This window comes from Rossellomorea aquimaris TF-12, assembly GCF_001648555.1.
In the GTDB taxonomy this organism is placed as follows: Bacteria; Bacillota; Bacilli; order Bacillales; family Bacillaceae_B; genus Rossellomorea; species Rossellomorea aquimaris.
In genome coordinates, this window is record NZ_LQXM01000028.1 from 404,162 (window position 1) to 423,030 (window position 18,869).

Annotated in this window: 18 protein-coding genes; 3 read left to right on the forward strand and 15 right to left on the reverse strand. The window is 36.6% G+C overall.

The genetic code is table 11. The features are described 5' to 3' along the window. Nucleotides 1–2: 2 nt before the first annotated feature. The 11 genes from IQI_RS13365 to IQI_RS13415 all read right to left on the reverse strand — a co-directional run bounded on the left by IQI_RS13365 (nucleotide 3) and on the right by IQI_RS13415 (nucleotide 11,485). Nucleotides 3–1,184, reverse strand: a complete 1,182-nt coding sequence (locus IQI_RS13365) for a glycosyltransferase (protein WP_064093143.1) — start codon at nucleotides 1,182–1,184, stop codon at nucleotides 3–5. A 208-nt stretch (nucleotides 1,185–1,392) separates the two neighbouring features. Then, a complete protein-coding gene (locus IQI_RS13370; protein ID WP_064093144.1) occupies nucleotides 1,393–2,505 on the reverse strand; it encodes a glycosyltransferase family 4 protein in 1,113 nt (370 codons plus the stop codon). Nucleotides 2,506–2,556: 51 nt separating this feature from the next. After that, on the reverse strand, nucleotides 2,557–3,282 hold the full coding sequence (locus tag IQI_RS13375; protein WP_064093145.1) for a GNAT family N-acetyltransferase: 726 nt from the start codon (nucleotides 3,280–3,282) through the stop codon (nucleotides 2,557–2,559). Nucleotides 3,283–3,296: 14 nt separating this feature from the next. Then, a complete protein-coding gene (locus IQI_RS13380; RefSeq protein WP_064093146.1) occupies nucleotides 3,297–3,926 on the reverse strand; it encodes a sugar transferase in 630 nt (209 codons plus the stop codon). After that, on the reverse strand, nucleotides 3,919–5,172 hold the full coding sequence (locus IQI_RS13385; protein ID WP_064093147.1) for a DegT/DnrJ/EryC1/StrS family aminotransferase: 1,254 nt from the start codon (nucleotides 5,170–5,172) through the stop codon (nucleotides 3,919–3,921). Before IQI_RS13385 ends, IQI_RS13380 begins: the two co-directional genes overlap by 8 nt. 380 nt (nucleotides 5,173–5,552) lie before the next feature. Continuing rightward, nucleotides 5,553–5,927, reverse strand: a complete 375-nt coding sequence (locus tag IQI_RS13390; RefSeq protein ID WP_197489751.1) for a type II secretion system protein — start codon at nucleotides 5,925–5,927, stop codon at nucleotides 5,553–5,555. Between the two features lie 142 nt (nucleotides 5,928–6,069). Beyond that, nucleotides 6,070–6,963, reverse strand: coding sequence for a UTP--glucose-1-phosphate uridylyltransferase GalU (gene galU, locus IQI_RS13395; RefSeq protein ID WP_064093149.1), 894 nt, complete (start codon nucleotides 6,961–6,963; stop codon nucleotides 6,070–6,072). A gap of 12 nt (nucleotides 6,964–6,975) precedes the next feature. Further along, entirely contained in the window at nucleotides 6,976–8,796 is a 1,821-nt protein-coding gene (locus IQI_RS13400; protein WP_064093150.1) for a polysaccharide biosynthesis protein, read from the reverse strand. Between the two features lie 397 nt (nucleotides 8,797–9,193). Beyond that, nucleotides 9,194–9,961: a tyrosine-protein phosphatase gene (locus IQI_RS13405; RefSeq protein ID WP_064093151.1), complete on the reverse strand. Its 768-nt coding sequence runs from the start codon at nucleotides 9,959–9,961 to the stop codon at nucleotides 9,194–9,196. An 86-nt stretch (nucleotides 9,962–10,047) separates the two neighbouring features. Continuing rightward, nucleotides 10,048–10,719, reverse strand: coding sequence for a CpsD/CapB family tyrosine-protein kinase (locus tag IQI_RS13410; RefSeq protein WP_064093187.1), 672 nt, complete (start codon nucleotides 10,717–10,719; stop codon nucleotides 10,048–10,050). A 22-nt stretch (nucleotides 10,720–10,741) separates the two neighbouring features. Then, a complete protein-coding gene (locus IQI_RS13415) occupies nucleotides 10,742–11,485 on the reverse strand; it encodes a YveK family protein (RefSeq protein ID WP_064093152.1) in 744 nt (247 codons plus the stop codon). Between the two features lie 200 nt (nucleotides 11,486–11,685). Here IQI_RS13415 and IQI_RS13420 point away from each other — a divergent pair, with 200 nt between their 5' ends. Both IQI_RS13420 and tagU read left to right on the forward strand, forming a co-directional pair. Then, nucleotides 11,686–12,474: an SGNH/GDSL hydrolase family protein gene (locus IQI_RS13420; RefSeq protein ID WP_064093153.1), complete on the forward strand. Its 789-nt coding sequence runs from the start codon at nucleotides 11,686–11,688 to the stop codon at nucleotides 12,472–12,474. Between the two features lie 150 nt (nucleotides 12,475–12,624). Beyond that, the gene (tagU, locus tag IQI_RS13425) at nucleotides 12,625–13,554 is read left to right on the forward strand and encodes a polyisoprenyl-teichoic acid--peptidoglycan teichoic acid transferase TagU (RefSeq protein WP_064093154.1); all 930 of its coding nucleotides are present in this window, start codon (nucleotides 12,625–12,627) and stop codon (nucleotides 13,552–13,554) included. A gap of 38 nt (nucleotides 13,555–13,592) precedes the next feature. On the opposite strand, the gene IQI_RS13430 is transcribed toward tagU, so the two are convergent. Beyond that, a complete protein-coding gene (locus tag IQI_RS13430; protein WP_064093155.1) occupies nucleotides 13,593–14,126 on the reverse strand; it encodes a DUF6241 domain-containing protein in 534 nt (177 codons plus the stop codon). A gap of 620 nt (nucleotides 14,127–14,746) precedes the next feature. Here IQI_RS13430 and IQI_RS13435 point away from each other — a divergent pair. Next, nucleotides 14,747–15,184 carry a hypothetical protein gene (locus IQI_RS13435; protein WP_064093156.1) on the forward strand — a complete coding sequence of 146 codons (438 nt, stop codon included), beginning with the start codon at nucleotides 14,747–14,749 and terminating at the stop codon, nucleotides 15,182–15,184. Nucleotides 15,185–15,504: 320 nt separating this feature from the next. Here the strand turns inward: IQI_RS13435 and IQI_RS13440 are convergent, their stop codons facing one another. The 3 genes from IQI_RS13440 to IQI_RS13450 form a co-directional block, all read right to left on the reverse strand. Then, nucleotides 15,505–16,410 (reverse strand): C40 family peptidase, encoded by a 906-nt coding sequence (locus IQI_RS13440; RefSeq protein WP_064093157.1) that lies wholly within the window; start codon nucleotides 16,408–16,410, stop codon nucleotides 15,505–15,507. Between the two features lie 146 nt (nucleotides 16,411–16,556). Next, nucleotides 16,557–17,990, reverse strand: coding sequence for a HAMP domain-containing sensor histidine kinase (locus tag IQI_RS13445; RefSeq protein ID WP_231893426.1), 1,434 nt, complete (start codon nucleotides 17,988–17,990; stop codon nucleotides 16,557–16,559). Further along, entirely contained in the window at nucleotides 17,977–18,666 is a 690-nt protein-coding gene (locus IQI_RS13450) for a response regulator transcription factor (protein WP_064093159.1), read from the reverse strand. Before IQI_RS13450 ends, IQI_RS13445 begins: the two co-directional genes overlap by 14 nt. Between the last annotated feature and the right edge of the window lie 203 nt (nucleotides 18,667–18,869).

The window sequence follows — 18,869 nt, forward strand, 5'->3', positions numbered from 1 at the left end:
TTCTAAAGAATTAGTTTAACTTCATCTGTCCAATTCTCCAAATTAAAAATATCTGAATTATAACAAAACTCCTTCATTTTATTTATCTGATCAGCTTCTAAAGATAATATATCTATAAATTTTTGCAAATCTTGATTATTATTATTTACATCTATAAAAAAGCCATTTTTCCCATCAATTAAATACTTATGGAGATCACTTGTTTTAGTTGTAATTACTGGAACATTACAATTAATACTTTCTGTAAATTTTGTAGGAAATCCAGCTTTGGTTGTCCTATTGTCATCCCTAATTAATAAAGAAAAGTCGGCAATACGAATCATTCTTTGTATCTCTTCATTGCTTTTTCTACCATGAAAAATAACACGGTGTTCTAACTCATCTAACATACTTTTATCCCTAGGCAAAACTTCTAGATATTGTTCTCTTGTAATTCCATATATATCAAACTGAAAGTCAATTCCAACTTTAAAAGAGTTGTACAGTATAAGTATTGCAAGATCTAGCCTATCCTTAGCAAGGTTTCTGTCTTTTAAAGGTTTCCCTAATCTAAATGGGACACCAGCATAAACTAATTTAGTTACCTTATTATTTGCGTATATAGGTTCTTTTTTATTTAACATATTAATCAATGTTGGTATAACAATCGAATTTTTATTATTATAATAGCTCGCTAAATAGTCACTTACTACTATAAGTGAATCCACTTTTTTATTAATTACTTTCATTCTAAAAGTCGTATCCAGATATTTTAAAGCTTTAAAAATTAAACTACCCTCTGTCCCTCCATACCACTCCGTACAGTCTGAAATAATCTTTATACTATTTTCTCGACAATATCTTCTTATTCTTTCAAAGGCTACTGCTTGATAGTTATAACATATAACTGCTTTTATATCCCTGTACTCTCTGATCACATCTGAAAATAAATCAACACTTGTTAAATATTTCAACCATTCTTTATTATTATTAGGGTAGGGTATATTCCAACAGGTAAATCCTTCAAACTCTTGTTTAGAGTACTGAAATTCATTTCTATAGCTTAAATTTCTATCAATACCAATAAAAACTATAGAGTACCCTAGTTTAGTCAATATCTTGGCATTAGCCATTACTCTATTAGCTGCTGCATTTTTATCAGGAAGCTCAAACCCTCCAATATATAATATGGTTCCTTTACTCATTTTATTTAAATTCTCCTTTAATTAAGAAGTGTTAAACCTAACCTATTATTTACATAACAGAATTAGCTATTTTTTCATTTTCCAACTTATTAATGAAATATTAGAGATTAAGAATTAATTACAACAACCTCATTCAAAAACAATAAAAAAAAACCTATAAAAAAATATCATCTGGGACTTAAAATTATAGGATTGTATTGTGATGATACTATTTTCCAAGTAATTGTTGTACAATAATCTCATTGACTTTATTGACATCAAACTTTTCAACCGCCAATCGTCTTGATTCATCACCCATTAATTCAACTTTATCGGGATTTTCTATCATCCAAGTAATTTTATCTACTAAAGCTTCGGTATTTTTTGGGGGTACTAAAAAACCATTTATTCCGTTAGTTACAGTTTCTTTACAGCCAGGGGAATCGGTAGTAATAATTGGACGTCCAACTGCCATTGCTTCTAATACTGAACGGGGAACACCCTCACGATAGTATGATGGAAACACATAGATTCTGCATTTTTCAAGATATTTCATTACATTTTGAGTTTCTCCAAAGTACTGTAAAGCACCCTCATTAATTGCCTCTTCAATTGCACCCCAATCAACACTACCATCGTTATCATCTTTAGGTCCAACTAACCCAAAACGTGCCTCTGGGTATCGGTCTTTTATAATCCTTGATGCTTTTACATATTCATTAATCCCTTTGCTTCCAGTAACTCTAGTAACTAATAGAAACTCCAATTCTTTTGGTATTGGGGTTGGTTTATAAAGAGTAGTATTTACTCCTGACCCATTCGTAAAGCAAATATTATCTTTAGATACTAAATGTTTTCGTTTAAATTCCTTGTAATCATCCCTGTTTTGAAAAATAACTTTATTCGCTTGTCTTAACATAAGTGACAACATAGGAAAACTAATGGCTTGAGCAATTTTGCTTTTAGCCCCATTAGACATTAATAGATTTCCAGCTCCATTTATTATACAGACTACTCTTTTTACCTTTGCCAATTTTGCAGCTAGCACAACGCTTGGAATCATTCTGATGCCATATACCAATACGCAATCAATTTTATTCGCCATAAGTCTTTTTTGGATATCACGTACAGATAATATCTCTTTCAATGGGTTCAAGTTAACACGTTGTATGTTAAGCTCACTGTATTCTATATCGAGTTTTTCTAATTCAGGAAGGCATAATTCTTTTTTTTCAGGCCCCATAACTGTTAATTGAAAATCCAACCTTTTAAGTTCATTTAGTAATTCTTTTCTCGCTGTATAAACTTTATGTGCATATGTTGTTACGATAGCAACTTTCATCTGGCAGTTCTCCTTTGAATTATGAGCAATTTTAAAATTCGGTAGAAATTGCTAATAATTCCATAAATGATATACTTGGTGACAGCCCACTTGCTTACAACCAACTTTTTGGTAAAAGTTAATGGCACCCGAGTTTCGTACTTGGGTACCAACTTTAATTTTTTTAACACCTTTTTGATGTGTTTCATATTCTACTGCCTTAAAAAGGCTAGTCCCAATGCCACCTTTAGTCTCTTTCTGAGACACAGCAATCAGCTCAATTACACATACATTATCTACATATGAAAATAATAAAAAACCATTTATAATTCCTATATCATCCTTAGATAATGCATAAAACTTGTCTGTCTTTCCAAAAGAATTAATAATCCATTGTTGATAGACTTGATCTCCACCTCGTTTGGCTAATTCAGGGTCCTCTGTAAATTTAGAGAACTGAAAATCTGCTATTTCAGTGATTTGATCATTTTTTTCTAATGCTTGGTGAATTGTTACGTTCTTTGGTTTATCATATAAACCTACTAGTTTTTTCTCGAATTGTATGTTTATATCTGCTAAAAACGCTGATGTGTCTTTTCCAATAAACTGTGCATTAATAGGTTCAGAGTTTTTATTCAGGATTGATATAAATTGATAATCTTTAAACCTAGTCTTTAATGCAGCCCATTCATTTAATGTAAGAGGTTTATGCAGAGTAGCTTTAGCACTTGTAACACCAAAAAACTCTGTATCCCATGTCAATTTATTAAAGGTCACTGCCTCTTCAAGATTTATCAAGAAAAAATCCCCCCTTACATTCCTACACCCGTATTATTTTTTGAACTCGTACGCTTTTCGGTTACAAATACATCTTCACGCTTAAGAACAGATATAGCTGTTTTGAAAAATATTTTAATATCAATCCACCAAGAAAGATGATCTATATAGTAAATATCATTTTGAATTCTTTCTTTCCAAGGGACAGTGTTTCTAAAGTATGCTTGATTATATCCTGTCACACCCGGTCTAATCTCAAGCTTTCTTTCCTCGTTACCCTCATATAAATCACGATGTTCTGGTAAGTCAGGTCTAGGACCAATAATACTCATATCGCCTTTAATTATATTTAATAATTGAGGAGTCTCATCCAAACTTGTCTTACGGATAAACTTTCCTATTCGTGTTAATCTTGGATCATCTTCTGCATTAAAAGTTGAACCATCCTCATTTCTTAGATCAGGAGCGTTAATCTTCATAGAGCGTAGCTTATACATCATAAAAATCTTTCCATATTTGCCGAGACGGGGTGCATTGTAGAAGATTGTTCCTCGATCCTGAAAGTAAATAATTGGACCCAGTATGGCTAAGATAATAAGTAAAAATGGCATGGCAATTATAGCTAACAATAAATCAAATAACCTTTTGATAAATCCCTTATACATTATGTTCACCTACTTGGAACTCTACACTTTTATAACCATGTAATACTTCTTTTACAGTATCACAAATATACTCGACATCCTCATTACTCAATAAAGTATGGAGAGGAAGTGTAATTTCATTTTTGTACACATTAAAGGCATTTGGATAATGCTTAATATCAAATCCTAAATTCTTATATGCTGTAAACATAGGTAATGGTTTATAGTGAACATTACATGTAACACCCGCATCAGCAAGCTTAATAATTATTTCGTTTCTCACAGATTCTTCTATTCCAGGTATCCTTATTAGATAAAGATGACCTGAAGAAGAATAGTTCTCTCCATAATGTTTTAATCTATTAATTCCTAGTGGTAATAGCGCCTTATCATACATTTCTATTATCTCTTTACGCCTTTTCATTAAGCCTTCATATCTTCTAAATTGGATCAACCCGAAACCAGCCACTATATCTGTCATATTACATTTGTAAGCCGGATAAACAATATCATATTCCCAAGCACCTTTTTGTGTCTTGGCCAATGCGTCTTTTGACTGTCCATGTAAACTGTATAGCATGAATTGCTTATACAACCACTCATTGTCTAACCCTTCAACATTGCGCCAAACCACTGCTCCACCTTCTGCTGTGGTTAGATTTTTAACTGCATGAAATGAATAACAAGTAAAGTCTGCAACCTGTCCGCATTTCAACCCATTTCTCTCTGCTCCAAATGCATGAGCAGCATCAGCCATCACAATTACTCTATTAAATAGCTCTTGAAGTTCATTGTTAGCATTAAATAGATGCTTCTTACTTTCTATCACTTCAAAGATTGAATCGTAATCACACATCTTCCCCGCTATATCAACTGGAATAATTGCTTTAGTTTTATTTGTAATTGCATCTGCAAGTTTTGAATAATCCATTTCAAAAGAATCTGGAGCTGTATCTACTAGTACAATTTTTGCACCAACATGATCTATAATTGAAGCAGAAGCTGTATAAGTATAAGCTGAAGTGATAACTTCATCTCCAGGCCCTATTCCTAAAATGCGAAGTGTAAGCTCCATTGCTGCTGTAGCAGAATTAAGGCACACAGCTTTGTCTACACCAACAAATTCAGCTATTTTCTTTTCAAACTCTTTCGTTCTAGGTCCAGTCGTAATCCACCCAGACTTCATTGCTTTTATAACTTCTTCAATCTCCGCATCTGTAATATCGGGCGGAGAAAAAGGTATGTTTCTGACTTGAGTTTGTGTCATATTTGTATTCCTCACTTTTTAGTTTGGTATTTTGCCTTGCTTCCATTACTTGATTCTTTTAATATTTTTTTAGTAGATTAGGACTTACTTGGAATCTTCCAAACTATTACTCCAACCAACTACTAAACCACTAGATTGTTATCTACTACTGATACACACCTCGTAATATCTATTCAATCTACCTAACAAATACGAAATAGATATCCACTGATTTAACACCCTTAACCAAGTTTCTTCCTATTATATAGACCATTCAATCAATCTATAATTCTCACTAAAATCGCCTCAAACCCTTATCCCACAAGGTTTCCGGCATTGAATCTAATGTCGATAGTCAGTTCCTCATCACCATACAATCAAAAGAAACAAACCAAGGTCCCTCACAAAAAAGGAACCCCACCATCATCCCCAGAACCCTCTTCCTCATCAACCACTTCACCATGAACACTACAATCAACATGCCCATCCAAATAATTAATAGCACCACCAACCGGACAAACCTCAGAACCTAACTCTTTCAAGAAAGTAGAAAACACCACATTACTATGCTCCACATCCTCCAAAGCCAAATGACCCCTATACTGATTCTCCAACTCCACCCGATTAGCAGCACAAACATCCGCCTCTGTTCTCTCCTTAGTGCCACCCAAAGAAATCACAGCAATCGAAAAAACAACCCCGATCACCACAATCACAGCTAATAACTCCACTAGAGTTAAACCTCTCTGGTTATCCATAAGCCTTATGTTCTTCATAATTTCCACTCCCAACATTGATCCTTTCACCAATGCTGTCTCAACAAAGAAGTAACCTTACTCAAACCATTGCCACGAAGGGGGCAAAAGCTCTTTTCACCTAATCTAAACCAGCAACCTGCCACGAAAGGGGCAGAAGGATTCACCCCTCAACCCTCTCCCCAACAACCAACCTCTCCAAATACTCCAACACCTGAGGTTTTAAATCCGATCTCTCAAGAGCAAATTCCAAAGTAGCCTTTATAAACCCAAATTTATCCCCAACATCATACCGCTCACCTTCGAACTCATACCCGACTACCATCTGAAGCTCATTCAACTTCTTAATCGCATCCGTCAGTTGAATCTCTCCACCAGCTCCTGGTGTTAGGCTCTCTAAAATAGTAAAGATCTCAGGACGTAAAATATAACGTCCCATAATCGCATAATTGGATGGTGATTCTTCAGCTTTAGGTTTTTCAACTAAATCATTGATATGGTACACACCATCTTCTATTCCATTCTGATTAATGGAAATTACCCCATATTTAGAAACGTCCTGCTCAGGTACCTGTTGAACCCCAATGACAGATGAGTTATATCTCTCATACACATCAATCAACTGCTTCAAACAAGGCTTTTCAGGAGAATGAACGATATCGTCTCCTAATAAAACAGCAAACGGTTCATTCCCAATAAATCGACTAGCACACCCAATCGCATGCCCTAATCCAAGCGGTTCCTTCTGACGAATATAATGAATATTAGCCAGCTTCGATATCCCTTGTACTTCTTCTAGCTGTTTATACTTCCCTTTCTTTTCAAGGGTTTCTTCCAGCTCATACGACTTATCAAAGTGATCTTCAATCGCTCTCTTCCCTCGACCCGTTACAATAATAATATCTTCAATACCAGAAGCAACAGCTTCTTCGATGATATATTGAATCGTAGGTTTATCAACAATCGGAAGCATTTCTTTCGGTTGAGCTTTCGTCGCTGGTAAGAATCGTGTTCCCAGTCCCGCTGCCGGAATAATCGCTTTTCTTACTTTTTGCACATCTTCCACCCCTTAGTTTGCATTTTTCACTAATACATGTTCGTTTTTATTCGCTAAATCTAATACGTAGTTAGCTAGATACTTTGGATCAAAGTCAGTATGGTTCTCAATCAAGTTTAAAACTCTCTCGTACTGAAAATCTACCGTCTTCCCAATAAAAATCTTAGGAAAAACAGCCTCCCCATGTACCTCATTCTCCCCCAGCAATTCCTCATACATCTTCTCACCAGGACGAATGCCTGCATATTTGATTCCAATTTCATCTATTGTGTAACCGGATAAGTGAATAAGATTTTTTGCCAAATCAACTATCTTCACTGGTTCTCCCATATCCAGAACGAATATTTCTCCACCACGAGCTAAAGCACCTGCTTGCATGACAAGACGGGAAGCCTCTGGAATCGTCATAAAATACCTCGTCATATCCGGATGAGTCACCGTAACCGGCCCACCAGCTTGAATCTGCTTCTTGAATAATGGAATGACACTTCCTCTACTGCCAAGCACATTACCAAATCGAACAGCAACAAAATTAGTTTGACTGTCCTTATCCAGATTCTGAATCACCATCTCTGCAATTCTCTTTGTAGAACCCATTACATTGGTTGGGTTCACGGCCTTATCAGAAGAAACCAATACAAACGTAGTAACCCCAAACGCATCTGCAGCCTCCGCAACATTCTTTGTTCCTATTACATTGTTCTTCACAGCTTCTTTAGGATTATATTCCATCAACGGAACATGCTTATGAGCAGCTGCATGATAAATAACATCCAGACTATGCTCTTCCATCACTTCAAAGATTCGAGCTCGATCCTGAATATCCGCAATAACAGGTATGATTTCAAATTCTGTTCCATATTTATTTCGGAGCTCCATATCAATTCCGTAAATTGAATTCTCTCCATGTCCCAGTAAGAGTAATTTTTGAGGCTTGAACTTACTCACCTGACGACAGATTTCTGAACCAATCGAGCCTCCTGCACCAGTCACGAGAATTGTTTTTCCTGAAAGTTTTTTAGAGATGCTTTGAATGTCTAATTCTACCGGTTCTCTTCCTAGTAAGTCTTCTACCTGCACCTCTCGGAATTGATTGACCGCAACTTTACCAGACACGATATCTTCAATCATCGGCATGATTTGTGTTTTGGCTTTAGTCTTACTACACTGTTGGTACACTTCTTGAAGTTCACTTTTACGAAGAGAAGGAATCGCAATAATAATGTTGTCAACTTCAAATCGCTCAACTAAAGAAGGAATATCCTTATGACCACCGAGAACCGTAATACCATAGATTTGCAGCTTTTGTTTCTTTGGGTCGTCATCAATAAATCCAACTGGTAATAACTCCGTATCTTGACTTTTCATCAACTGACGAACAAGCATAGAGCCGGCTGACCCAGCTCCAATGATCAATGCTCTCTTCTTTTGCTGCTTTGATTTCATATAGTAATCGCGATACATTCTCCATGAGAATCGAGATCCGCCAATTAAGATAATATGTAGCATCCATGTTACACCTAGTACTCGTACATACACATCGCCATTCACTAGGAGTTGAATGATTCCTGTTACGAAGATCGATAAGGTGATAGCTCTTATGATTGACACCATTTCACCTACACTCGCATACTCCCAAGCCTTCTGATAAAGACGATATATAAATGCGAAGATATGATGACTTGCAAGTAATGCCACTGAGCTAAGGACTAGGGTAGGTAACGTATATAAGCTAAAGGAAGGGTGAAGAATATAATATCCAATATAAATGGCTGTTAACACAATCAATGAATCCAGCAGCATCAGCAGTGAAACTCGTTTTGTATAGCTCAAGCAAACCCCTTCTTTTCTTTAGATTTTCGACAATATAAATACCTAAGGAAAACATACATGTGTGTACCCTTTCCTTAGGCATCTAGTTTATTTTTGTAGTTTTCAACCTTTCATCCATCGGTTGATTGATCAGTACTCCCATTTCAATTAAATGGTGAAACTCTTTTTAAAAACTGTTCATAAAAAAACTAAAAATATGGGCATCTAACCCTTCCTCACATCCCACCACTGACGACGAGCGTCTAAGGCTTCTGAGTTTCCTCATCACCCACGGTGTGACCGAGTGCCTCCGTCGATAACGGTAAGGAGACATCCCCAAAATTCTACTGTTGTTTTATACATCCAATTGCTACCAACGACAATAGTACCTTAGGACCCTATCAAAATTTCTATTAGCCTAAAAGATTCCCAGGAATTTTTTCTTTTTTATCATTTCTGGAATCTCTTTATAGATGGTTTTGCCTTCAATGAGCATCTCAGCGTTTTCTGTAAAGTAATAGACCATGTCTATTCCGTACTTTTTCTCTATGTAATTCATAGCCTCTTCCATTTTAAAAGTTCGGTTATGAATGTTATGGGCGTCAGATGCGATAAAGTGTGTCAGGTTGGCTTCTATGATTTGTTGTGAGAATTTCTGGATGTTTTTACCAAAGTATCCAATGAGACTCGATGCGGTTAGCTGAGTGGCTGCACCGTTTTTGACGAGCTTATAGAGCTTGTCTGGTCTTTCAATGAGTTCAGCGTTTCGTTCGGGATGTACAATGACCGGTGATAGACCTTCGACTTGAATTTCATACAGTAAACGCTCGGCATAACGGGGTACAGAGCTTGATGGAAATTCGATAAATAAGTATTGAGAAGTTTGGTTTAAGGGAAGGATGTCTCCCTTTTGGTAGTCTTCTAGAATCTCACCATAGATACGACATTCCTGCCCTGGGAGAACGGTAAGATTAATGTTTTCTCTCTTTAAGGTTTCGTTCACTGATTCCACTAAAGGAAGGATATCTGACATTACGTTGTCGTACTTTCCATTGCGATGATGAGGAGTCGCAATAATCGTATGTATACCTTCAGATACAGCTTGCTTCGCCATATCGACGCTGTCATGAATCGTTTTTGCCCCGTCGTCTATCCCAGGCAGGATGTGGCTGTGAATATCAATCATATTGACTCCTCCTTTCTTTTCTAGTTCTTTCGACTAATTACTACACCATCCACACTTAATGAGTGAAATTTGTTAAATCGGGGTTATTATTTTCCACCATAGTAATAATAGTAATTTGTGTCCTTTATTTCACGGTTGTTAAGAACCACACCAAGTAGTTTTGCTTTTGCTGATTCGAGTAATTCTTTTGATTTCGTCGCTTTGTCCACCTCAGTTGTCCCTGAGCTGACCACAAGAATGGTTCCGTGACATTGATTAGCCAATACTTGTGCGTCTGTTACAGCTAGGACAGGCGGAGTATCAAAAATGACCATATTGTACTCTTCATATACTTCTTTAAAGAAGTGAGCCATTGCACGAGAGCTTAGGAGTTCCGCCGGGTTTGGAGGAATCGGTCCACAAGTTAATAGATCTAGATTGGGAACGTCTGAAGAGTGAGTCACTTCTATTAGTGGCTTTTGCTTCGTTAGCACACTTGTTAATCCGAACGTATTGTTTAAACCAAATGTGTAATGAGCTGTTGGCTTACGCATATCAGCGTCCACAAGAAGAACCTTCTTTCCTTCCTGGGCAAAGACAACGGCGATATTGGCTGACGTTGTTGATTTCCCTTCTCCTGGTCCTGATGATGTCACCATTAACGAGCGCATTTCTTGATCCACTGATGAGAAGTTAATATTCGTACGTATCGTTTTGTATTGCTCAGAAATCGGAGACTTCGGATCTGTTTTTGTAATCAGCTTACGTTTTGTGTTCATCATTTGTTTTTTTATTTTTTTATTAAGAGCCAATAGTCTCACCTCTTACTCTTGATTTACGCTCCATGCGGCTGTTGTTTTTCACTTCTTGATCTTTAATACGTGTGATGGACCCAAGGACAGGTAAACCTAGCAACTTCTCTACTTCTTGCTCTGTTTTGACTGTGTTGTCCAGGAATTCTAGTAAGAATGCCAGACCAACTCCAGCCATCAATCCAACAACCATTGCAATGGCAATATTGAGTAACGGCTTAGGCTTAATAGGAGACTGATTTTCCCCAACTTCTGCCTTAGCAAGAACACTAACGTTGTCCACATTCATAATTTTCACAATTTCTTCTTGAAATACAGCTGCCGTTTTATTGGCAATAGTTGCTGCTCTCTGTGGGTCTGTATCCTGAACGGATAAATTAATAACTTGTGACTGGTTTTCACTTCCAACCGTGATTTTTCCATTAAGGTCCGATGTAGTCATATTGAGATCTAACTCAGATACTACTTTTTCTAAAATGGCGGTGCTCTTGATAATGACGTTGTACGTATTAATTAATTGGAGATTCGTTTGGATTTCATTCGTGCTAAATGTAGGTTGCTCTGATTTAGACTGATTGACTAATAGCTGAGTAGATGATTGGTAGACTGGGGTTAAAAGAAAAAAACTCAACCCTCCACTGACGACGATGGATGTTAGTGTAATCAAAAGGATTAATTGCATCCGCTTTTTTAATGTATCCATCAATTCTCGTAAACTGATTGTTTCTTCCATAACTTCCTCCTAAATATACGAAAAATATGTAATAGTATAGCATATGTTATTGTAATTTTTATCGAAAATTGTCATAATTTTAATATACTTGTAATTATTGAATACTACTCTATTTAACTACATATATCCCCCTTTGAAAAGGGAGTTACAGTAGTTGGTAATAATTGCTTACATTTTTTTACGGAATTGGAGTTTTGCACATGAAGAGTTTTTTATTAACTATTTTAGCAATATTTTGTTTAGCTTTCCTTATATTAGGTAATATGTACTGGCAGGAAAAAACGGCTGTTTCTTCTTATAAAGCCAGTCCGACTGAACCTTCAGAAGAACCTTCTTCTAGTGAAGAGGATAGGAGTGAGGAAAAAGATTCAGATGTAGATTTATTTGCAAAATGGCCAGAAAAGGCTCAAGCAGATTTCAAAGCAGCGAGGGAAAGCGGAGAGACGTATAAGCTTGCGATTGTTGGCTCCCCTGCCTTAGGTAAAGGTGAGAACGGTTGGAGTGAACAACTGAAAGCTTCATTAGAGGAAAACTATGGTAAGACACTTGATGTAAAGATTTTTCAAAACGATACGATCTCCATTAACTTTATTGTTGACGAAGGGTCAGATGAAGTGATCGCTTACGCACCGGATATGGTTTTATATGAGCCATTTTCTTTAAATGACAACAGTCGCGGGGTCCTTGTTGGAGATAACCACGATAGCATCGATGTCTTTCTAAGTGATTTGCGAGAAGTGAATGAAGATGTCGTATTGCTCCTTCAGCCCACTCATCCTTTATACAGAGCAAATTACTATCCAGGACAAGTGGAGGAATTGAAAGTGTTTGCTGAAGAAAGTAAGATTACTTATCTCGATCATTGGGAAGCATGGCCCGAGGACGAAAGCTTATTGGATTTATTACTTGAATCGAAAGCAGCTCCAAGTGAAGAAGGACATAGGGTTTGGGCTGAATACTTAAAGAATTATTTTATTCATAAAGAATAGAGAAAAGGTGTCAGATGTGGGATTGCATCTGATACCTTTTTTATGCTAAAAACCACTCTTATTTAACAATAAATCTCTATCCATTCTCCCAAATATTTGATATGTTATAGATTAGCTTATACATCTTAAATAAAAATGAGGTTACCTTATATGAGAAGTGAGAAACATTCAAAAAAACGCAAATGGACAAAAGTCTTCGGGATTATTTTAGTTTTGCTTTTAATAGGTGGTGGGGCATATGCATATAGCGTTTACCATTCTCTAAACAAAGCAGTGGAAACCATGCACTCTCCTATTGAACGAGATATGTCATCAAAACGAACAAAAGAAGTCACTTTTGACGATAAAGAGCCCTTTTCCGTTTTATTACTTGGAGTGGATGAACGAGAAAATGATAAGGGCCGTTCGGATTCAATGATCATTCTAACGGTGAACCCTAACGTGAAATCTGTAAAGATGATTAGTATTCCACGTGATACGTTAACGAAGATTGTTGGGAAAGGGACAAAAGATAAAATTAATCACGCCTATGCATTTGGGGGTGTTGAGATGGCTATGGACACTGTTGAAGGCTTACTTGATATCCCGATCGACTACTATGTTAAAATTAACATGGAAGGATTTGAAGATATTGTAAATGCTGTCGGTGGTGTAACAGTGAACAATGACTTGAACTTTAGTGATGGTGGCTTTACATTCCCAGAAGGAGAAATTACTTTAAACGGGAAGGAAGCTTTAGCTTTTTCTCGAATGAGATATAAAGATCCTCGGGGGGATTTTGGTCGTCAATTACGGCAACGACAAGTCATTCAAGCCGTGATTCGTGAAGGAGCAAGTGTTTCTAGCCTTTGGAATTTCGACAACATCTTTGATGCACTCGGAAACAATGTCAAAACGAACTTGAAGTTTGAAGAAATGGTTGATATTCAGAAGAATTATAAAGCTGCTTCTAAGGATATTGAACAGATTCAAATTCAGAATGGTTCTGGAACGAAGATCGATGGAATTTATTATTATGTGATTCCGGATGAAGAATTATCTTCAATTCAATCAACACTTCAAAAGCACCTAGAACTATAGAAGAAAAGGGAAGTATGGTTGACCATACTTCCCTTTTCTTATCTGGATTCTCTTTCTCTACTCTGTAAAAAGGCCTCTTCCTCTTTAGGAGATAATAAGCCAGATGCTTTTCCTACGGTTCCTTCCTGAAGTTTCCAAACGGCATTGTGTTGATTGGCTGCGTTCGAAAAATCACCATTTTTCCAACTAGTTAAAATCTCTATGTACAACTGTTCATTCTTATAATTGTTCACTTCTAATTGTGCTAATAAGAAATTAATCCGCTCGTCAGTAATTTCATAAAAAGACCATTTCTCTTTTGCTTTTACTTTCTGATGGCTCATGGCATGTATGTATTGTTGAATCAATAATTCACTTAAAGGTGTATTCACCTTTTCTTCAAAAGGATTGCTCGTTGTAATTGATTGTTGTGTAACATTAATGTCTACTGCTTTCGCTTCATCTGTTAACTCTAGGCTGTTTTCATTTACCTTGGGTGTTTCTTCATTTATACTTCCTAATACTATGTATACACTTAATGAAGTGGCCAATAAAATGATCCCTGCTATAATTCCAATTAGCTTTTTACTCAAATTAATACCTCCTTATCGTTGTCACTACCGTCCGTCGACCTCACTAAAAAATTCTATTAGTATGTTTTTTCTAGATTTTAGTATACTTCTCCTTTAATTTATTGAAAGGAACCTTTATTAAGTTCGTGTCTTTGTCCATTTAATTTTGTGTAACATTTGATAGTTGAGGTTTTATGGATGTTAAACTTATAAATGTTATGGATTACTGTCTATTCAAGGTGGGTGGGTTCGTTCTATTCTGTGAATACCGTTGATTTTGTATTGTGATCTATATAGAGTTTGTTTCTAATGGCCTGAAACATGTTGTAAGTAATCTATAGGAAAATGCGTTCTTGGGGTCTATTAGAATTATTGATGATTAATTAGAAATGGATTTTTTGAAGGTGTGGTAATCTGTCATCGTACTTTTTCTTACCTCAGTAAAAGTAACCTTTTATTAAAATGCCTACAATACTAGCAGGGGATGCTGTGACGCCTTGGACTTGATGTTCCTTTTCCCCAGCACCCCTGTCTTCATCTTTACCCTACTTTTTCATTTATTAATCTCATGAATACCGTTTTATTGTTATATTATAGTAAACGGTTAAATATTTCCAGTAGATTGGGTAGGGGGTATCTTAATGTTCTGGCTCATTAGTACGTTGCTTTCATTTCTTGGATTTTTCCTTATAGAAAATGTTTTTACAGTTCAACCTAATACCATTTCAGGCAATGGCAATCTTGGCATCCTGATTATCATGCTGTTTTCCCCTATTTTTATTGTGAGTTACTATTTAACCTTCAAGTTAGTAAGAAAAAAATTAAAAGATATTAAAAACAAAAAAATCCTTCTAGTCATTTTATTTTTTTCACTGGTGTTGTTACTACTACCAATCTCTAATTATATAAACGACCTTGTCTTTGCTCTTGGAGGAGACCCTTCTCAACCAGAATCAAGAATCTACCGGTTTGGTTGGTTTAATCAGTATACGAACAGTATGTTTTTTAATGGTTATACATTGTTGTTTTCTTATGTTTTTACTATTATTATTGGAGTATTATTTATTAAAAATAGCTGATTCACCCTTATAAAAGGGATAATTCCTTTAATAAAAGAGATTTTTAGCATAAATTGATGCTTTTCGAATAGGTTAAATAATTATATTGTCGACATTCAAGAATTTATTATCGAGAATAAAAGAGTTATTATTAACAATCCGAGTTTTATTTTCAACTTTGGAATTCAGCAAAATTATTTTTTCATTTTTCATGAGTTATCATCAAATCGGCTAGTATATTATCAACTTACTTAACTTATTATCACCACCACACCCACTCAAAACAAAAATCCGGTTCTTGAGCATTTTACTGCTCAAGAACCGGATTTTTTCTAAATAAATCAGTTAAAACGCTTGTATCCTGCAAATTTAGGAGCCCAGTACGTATTGTTTAATTTTGATACTGTCACTCCGCTGTCTGATGCATGGATGAATTCTCCGTTTCCAAGATAGATCCCCATATGGCTGATTCCAGCCTTATATGTGTTTTTGAAGAAGACTAAGTCACCTGGTTGAGGGTTTGAAATCGCAACTGATTTGCTATAATACCCATCTGTATTCGTACGTGGAATACTTTGTCCAGCTTGGTTAAATACGTAATAGATAAATCCGCTGCAATCAAAGCCCTTAGGTGTTGTTCCTCCCCATGCATATGGTGTACCAATATATTTTTTCGCAACATCAACAACATTTTGGTTTACTGAATCTGATGTTTGGGTAGTAGAATTAATGGTAAGTTTTTGCCCAATATAGATAGTATCAGAGGTTAACCCATTCCAGGATTTAATTTGTGAAACCGTCACGTCATATCTTGCAGCAATATAAGATAATGAATCTCCTGATTCTACTGTGTAAGAGGTACCTGACGCTGTTATACTTGTACCATTCGAGGAAACAATTAATGATTGACCTGGATAGATAACATCACTTGTTAAGTTGTTCCATTCCTTTAGTTCGGCTACATACACATCGAACTTTGAACCGATTTTTGAAAGGTAATCACCGGATTGAACCGTATAAGTGGTGGCAGAATTTGGTGCTGATACCTCTAACAGTTGATTCACATAGATTAAGTCTGAATTTAAATCATTCCAGCTCTTTAAATTTGAAACCGATGTATTATATTTATAAGCAATAACAGAGAGTGAATCCCCGGATTGTACGCGATAAGAAGCAGCTTCAGAAGGGTTAGCAGCAAACGACGAGACTAGAGCGGCAGTAGTAAATGCGATAATTGTTTTTTTCAAAAGAAATTTCTCCTTCATGATGTAAAATTTTCTTACTCTGCCATTATCCATGAAGGAGATTTGTATTTTAATAGGCTTATTTACGTAGATAAGGGACTATAAGGATAAAATGCCGTCAGAATAAGGTCTGGTACATTATGGTTACGTTACCAATTCGATTTAACAAGTGGGAATTCTACTAGAAAAATAGTTCCTTTTGATGAGCTCTCCTTCAAGAGAAGATCCCCTCCATGAGCCTTTGCAAGCATTCTACTAAAGGGTAAACCTAGACCTAGACCTCTTACTTTTAGCTTTTTATTTTCCCCTCTAAAGAATCGTTCAAAAATGAGGGACCGCTCTTTTTCAGGAATGCCACTTCCCGTGTCCTCCACTTCTATTTGAACTATGTCTGACTTTTCTAGCAATCGAACAGTGAGTCTTTTTTCCTCCCCATCTAATGCTTGTTTCCCATTATTGAACAGATTAATAAGAATTTGTTGAATTCGTAATGGATCGACATAGGTATGAACCGGTTCATTTGGTACCTCTAAAGTAAAATCAAAGGTGTGATCCACTTGGGTCTTTTGCCATTGTTCTGTGATTTCCTCTATGAGTTCAGTTATGTTAACCCTTTCCTTCCGAATAGGAATCGCCCCAGCGGAAAAGGAATTGAAATCCAGAAGGTCTCCAATCATTTTTTGAAGACGATCCACTTCCTTTAAGGAGATATCTAAGAATTCTTTTGCTTCTTCCTCTGAAACCACTTCATCCTTCACTGCCTGGATCAATCCGCTGATGGAGGTTACAGGCGTCTTTAAATCATGGGTCACACCGGCTAAAAGCTCTGAGCGCATTTGTTCTAAATTCTGAAGCTTTTCTGCCATTTGTTTAAATGAAGCGACAAGCTCATGGATTTCTTCTTCCTTCGCTTTGTGTTTGATATCAATCTCATAGTTTCCTTCACTGACCTGACGTGCCGCTTGAGCTACTTCTGATATGGGAGCTGACAGCTTACGAGAAAGATAGTAAATCACAAACCATCCTAACAGAGCTAGACTGATGAGCATGATGGCCAGTAATCGATACTCATGCTGTACCTTTGCCAGATTCTTTTCTAACGTAATCATCACGACATACCCTATGATGTCATCTCCTGCTTTAATTGGTTCGCTAATGGAGAAGGCTTTTTCATCCGTATTTCCTTCGAGGTTAATTTCCATTTCTCTTTCTTTTAAAAAAGAAGGGGGAATTCGTTGCAGCTGTGGCTTAGACGGGTGACGGAAGTTATCTTTATCTGAAAGGACATTCCCTTCTGTGTCTATGACATATGTTAATGGTGGCTGATCGAGCTGAAGAAATTTGCTTCTTTCTTCAACAACATCCTTTAAAACAGGGGCAATCAGAATTTTACCTTCACTTGTCACAATACGGTCCGCTACTTCCTGTGCCACAACATGGGTCAGCTTTAATCGATTTTCAACCGTTGTTTTCCTGATCCAAAGGGCCGAAACGATGGCAATCACCAGCAACCCGATTAGTAAGGTCATAAGGTAGCGGGTCGTCCAATATGTTAACAATGATTGCTGATTACTTTTTTTCATAAACACAGAATTGATACCCCAATCCACGTAATGTTTTTATTTCTCCTTCTTTTGCTGACCATTGGTCCAATGATTTCCGAATCCGTTTGATGGCAAGATCAACAGCCCGATCACTCCCGTCATAATCAATCCCCCATACGTTTTCAATTAATTGCTCTCTCGTAAACGTCTGATTGGGATAGTCAACAAGGAAAAGAAAGAGCGATAGGTCCCTCGGTGTGAACTTCACTTCCTGACCATGAAGATAGACCGTATGAGAGCTTAAGTTGATTTTTAAGGAACCGTAATACTTCGTCTTTCCAGAATCAAAAACGGTGTTCGACCGTCTCAACACAGCATGTATTCTTGCTACTACCTCTTCTCCGATAAAGGGCTTCGAAATATAATCGTCTGCTCCGGAAGCAAGTCCCTTTAAGCGATAATCAACATCTCCAAGTGCTGTTAGCATAATAACCGGACAGGTGCTCTCTCTTCTGATTTCAGTTAAAACCGACCAACCGTCTCCATCTGGAAGCATCACATCAAGGAGAACCAAGTCAGGTGACTGCCCCTTAAAGGATTGCAGTGCCTCTTTTCCTGAATAGGCTTGGATGACAAGGTAGCCGTTTTTTTCTAAATATACTTTTAACACCCTTGAAATGGTGGGTTCATCTTCTACTACTAAGATTGATTTCATCGTGAAACCTCCTATAAGGTGAATTATAAAGGATAAATGAGGAAAATGGGTGGTGGATTTCATAAAAAAACAGTGTGCTGCTTTCATCTGAAAGGAGCACACTTTATGATTTATAGGGTCACGTTATCATAGGAAGTATCTTCTGTTGATAAAGTTACGCTTAAGTATTATAAATTCGTTTTTCCATTTTTGTATCGACGAAG

Coding starts and splice junctions, on each gene's coding strand:
- IQI_RS13365 (WP_064093143.1), bottom strand. CDS start 1,184: ATGAGTAAAGGAACCATATTATATATTGGAGGGTTTGAGCTTCCTGAT.
- IQI_RS13370 (WP_064093144.1), bottom strand. CDS start 2,505: ATGAAAGTTGCTATCGTAACAACATATGCACATAAAGTTTATACAGCG.
- IQI_RS13380 (WP_064093146.1), bottom strand. CDS start 3,926: ATGTATAAGGGATTTATCAAAAGGTTATTTGATTTATTGTTAGCTATA.
- IQI_RS13385 (WP_064093147.1), bottom strand. CDS start 5,172: ATGACACAAACTCAAGTCAGAAACATACCTTTTTCTCCGCCCGATATT.
- IQI_RS13390 (WP_197489751.1), bottom strand. CDS start 5,927: ATGAAGAACATAAGGCTTATGGATAACCAGAGAGGTTTAACTCTAGTG.
- IQI_RS13405 (WP_064093151.1), bottom strand. CDS start 9,961: ATGATTGATATTCACAGCCACATCCTGCCTGGGATAGACGACGGGGCA.
- IQI_RS13410 (WP_064093187.1), bottom strand. CDS start 10,719: ATGAACACAAAACGTAAGCTGATTACAAAAACAGATCCGAAGTCTCCG.
- IQI_RS13415 (WP_064093152.1), bottom strand. CDS start 11,485: ATGGAAGAAACAATCAGTTTACGAGAATTGATGGATACATTAAAAAAG.
- IQI_RS13420 (WP_064093153.1), top strand. CDS start 11,686: ATGAAGAGTTTTTTATTAACTATTTTAGCAATATTTTGTTTAGCTTTC.
- tagU (WP_064093154.1), top strand. CDS start 12,625: ATGAGAAGTGAGAAACATTCAAAAAAACGCAAATGGACAAAAGTCTTC.
- IQI_RS13435 (WP_064093156.1), top strand. CDS start 14,747: ATGTTCTGGCTCATTAGTACGTTGCTTTCATTTCTTGGATTTTTCCTT.
- IQI_RS13445 (WP_231893426.1), bottom strand. CDS start 17,990: ATGAAAAAAAGTAATCAGCAATCATTGTTAACATATTGGACGACCCGC.
- IQI_RS13450 (WP_064093159.1), bottom strand. CDS start 18,666: ATGAAATCAATCTTAGTAGTAGAAGATGAACCCACCATTTCAAGGGTG.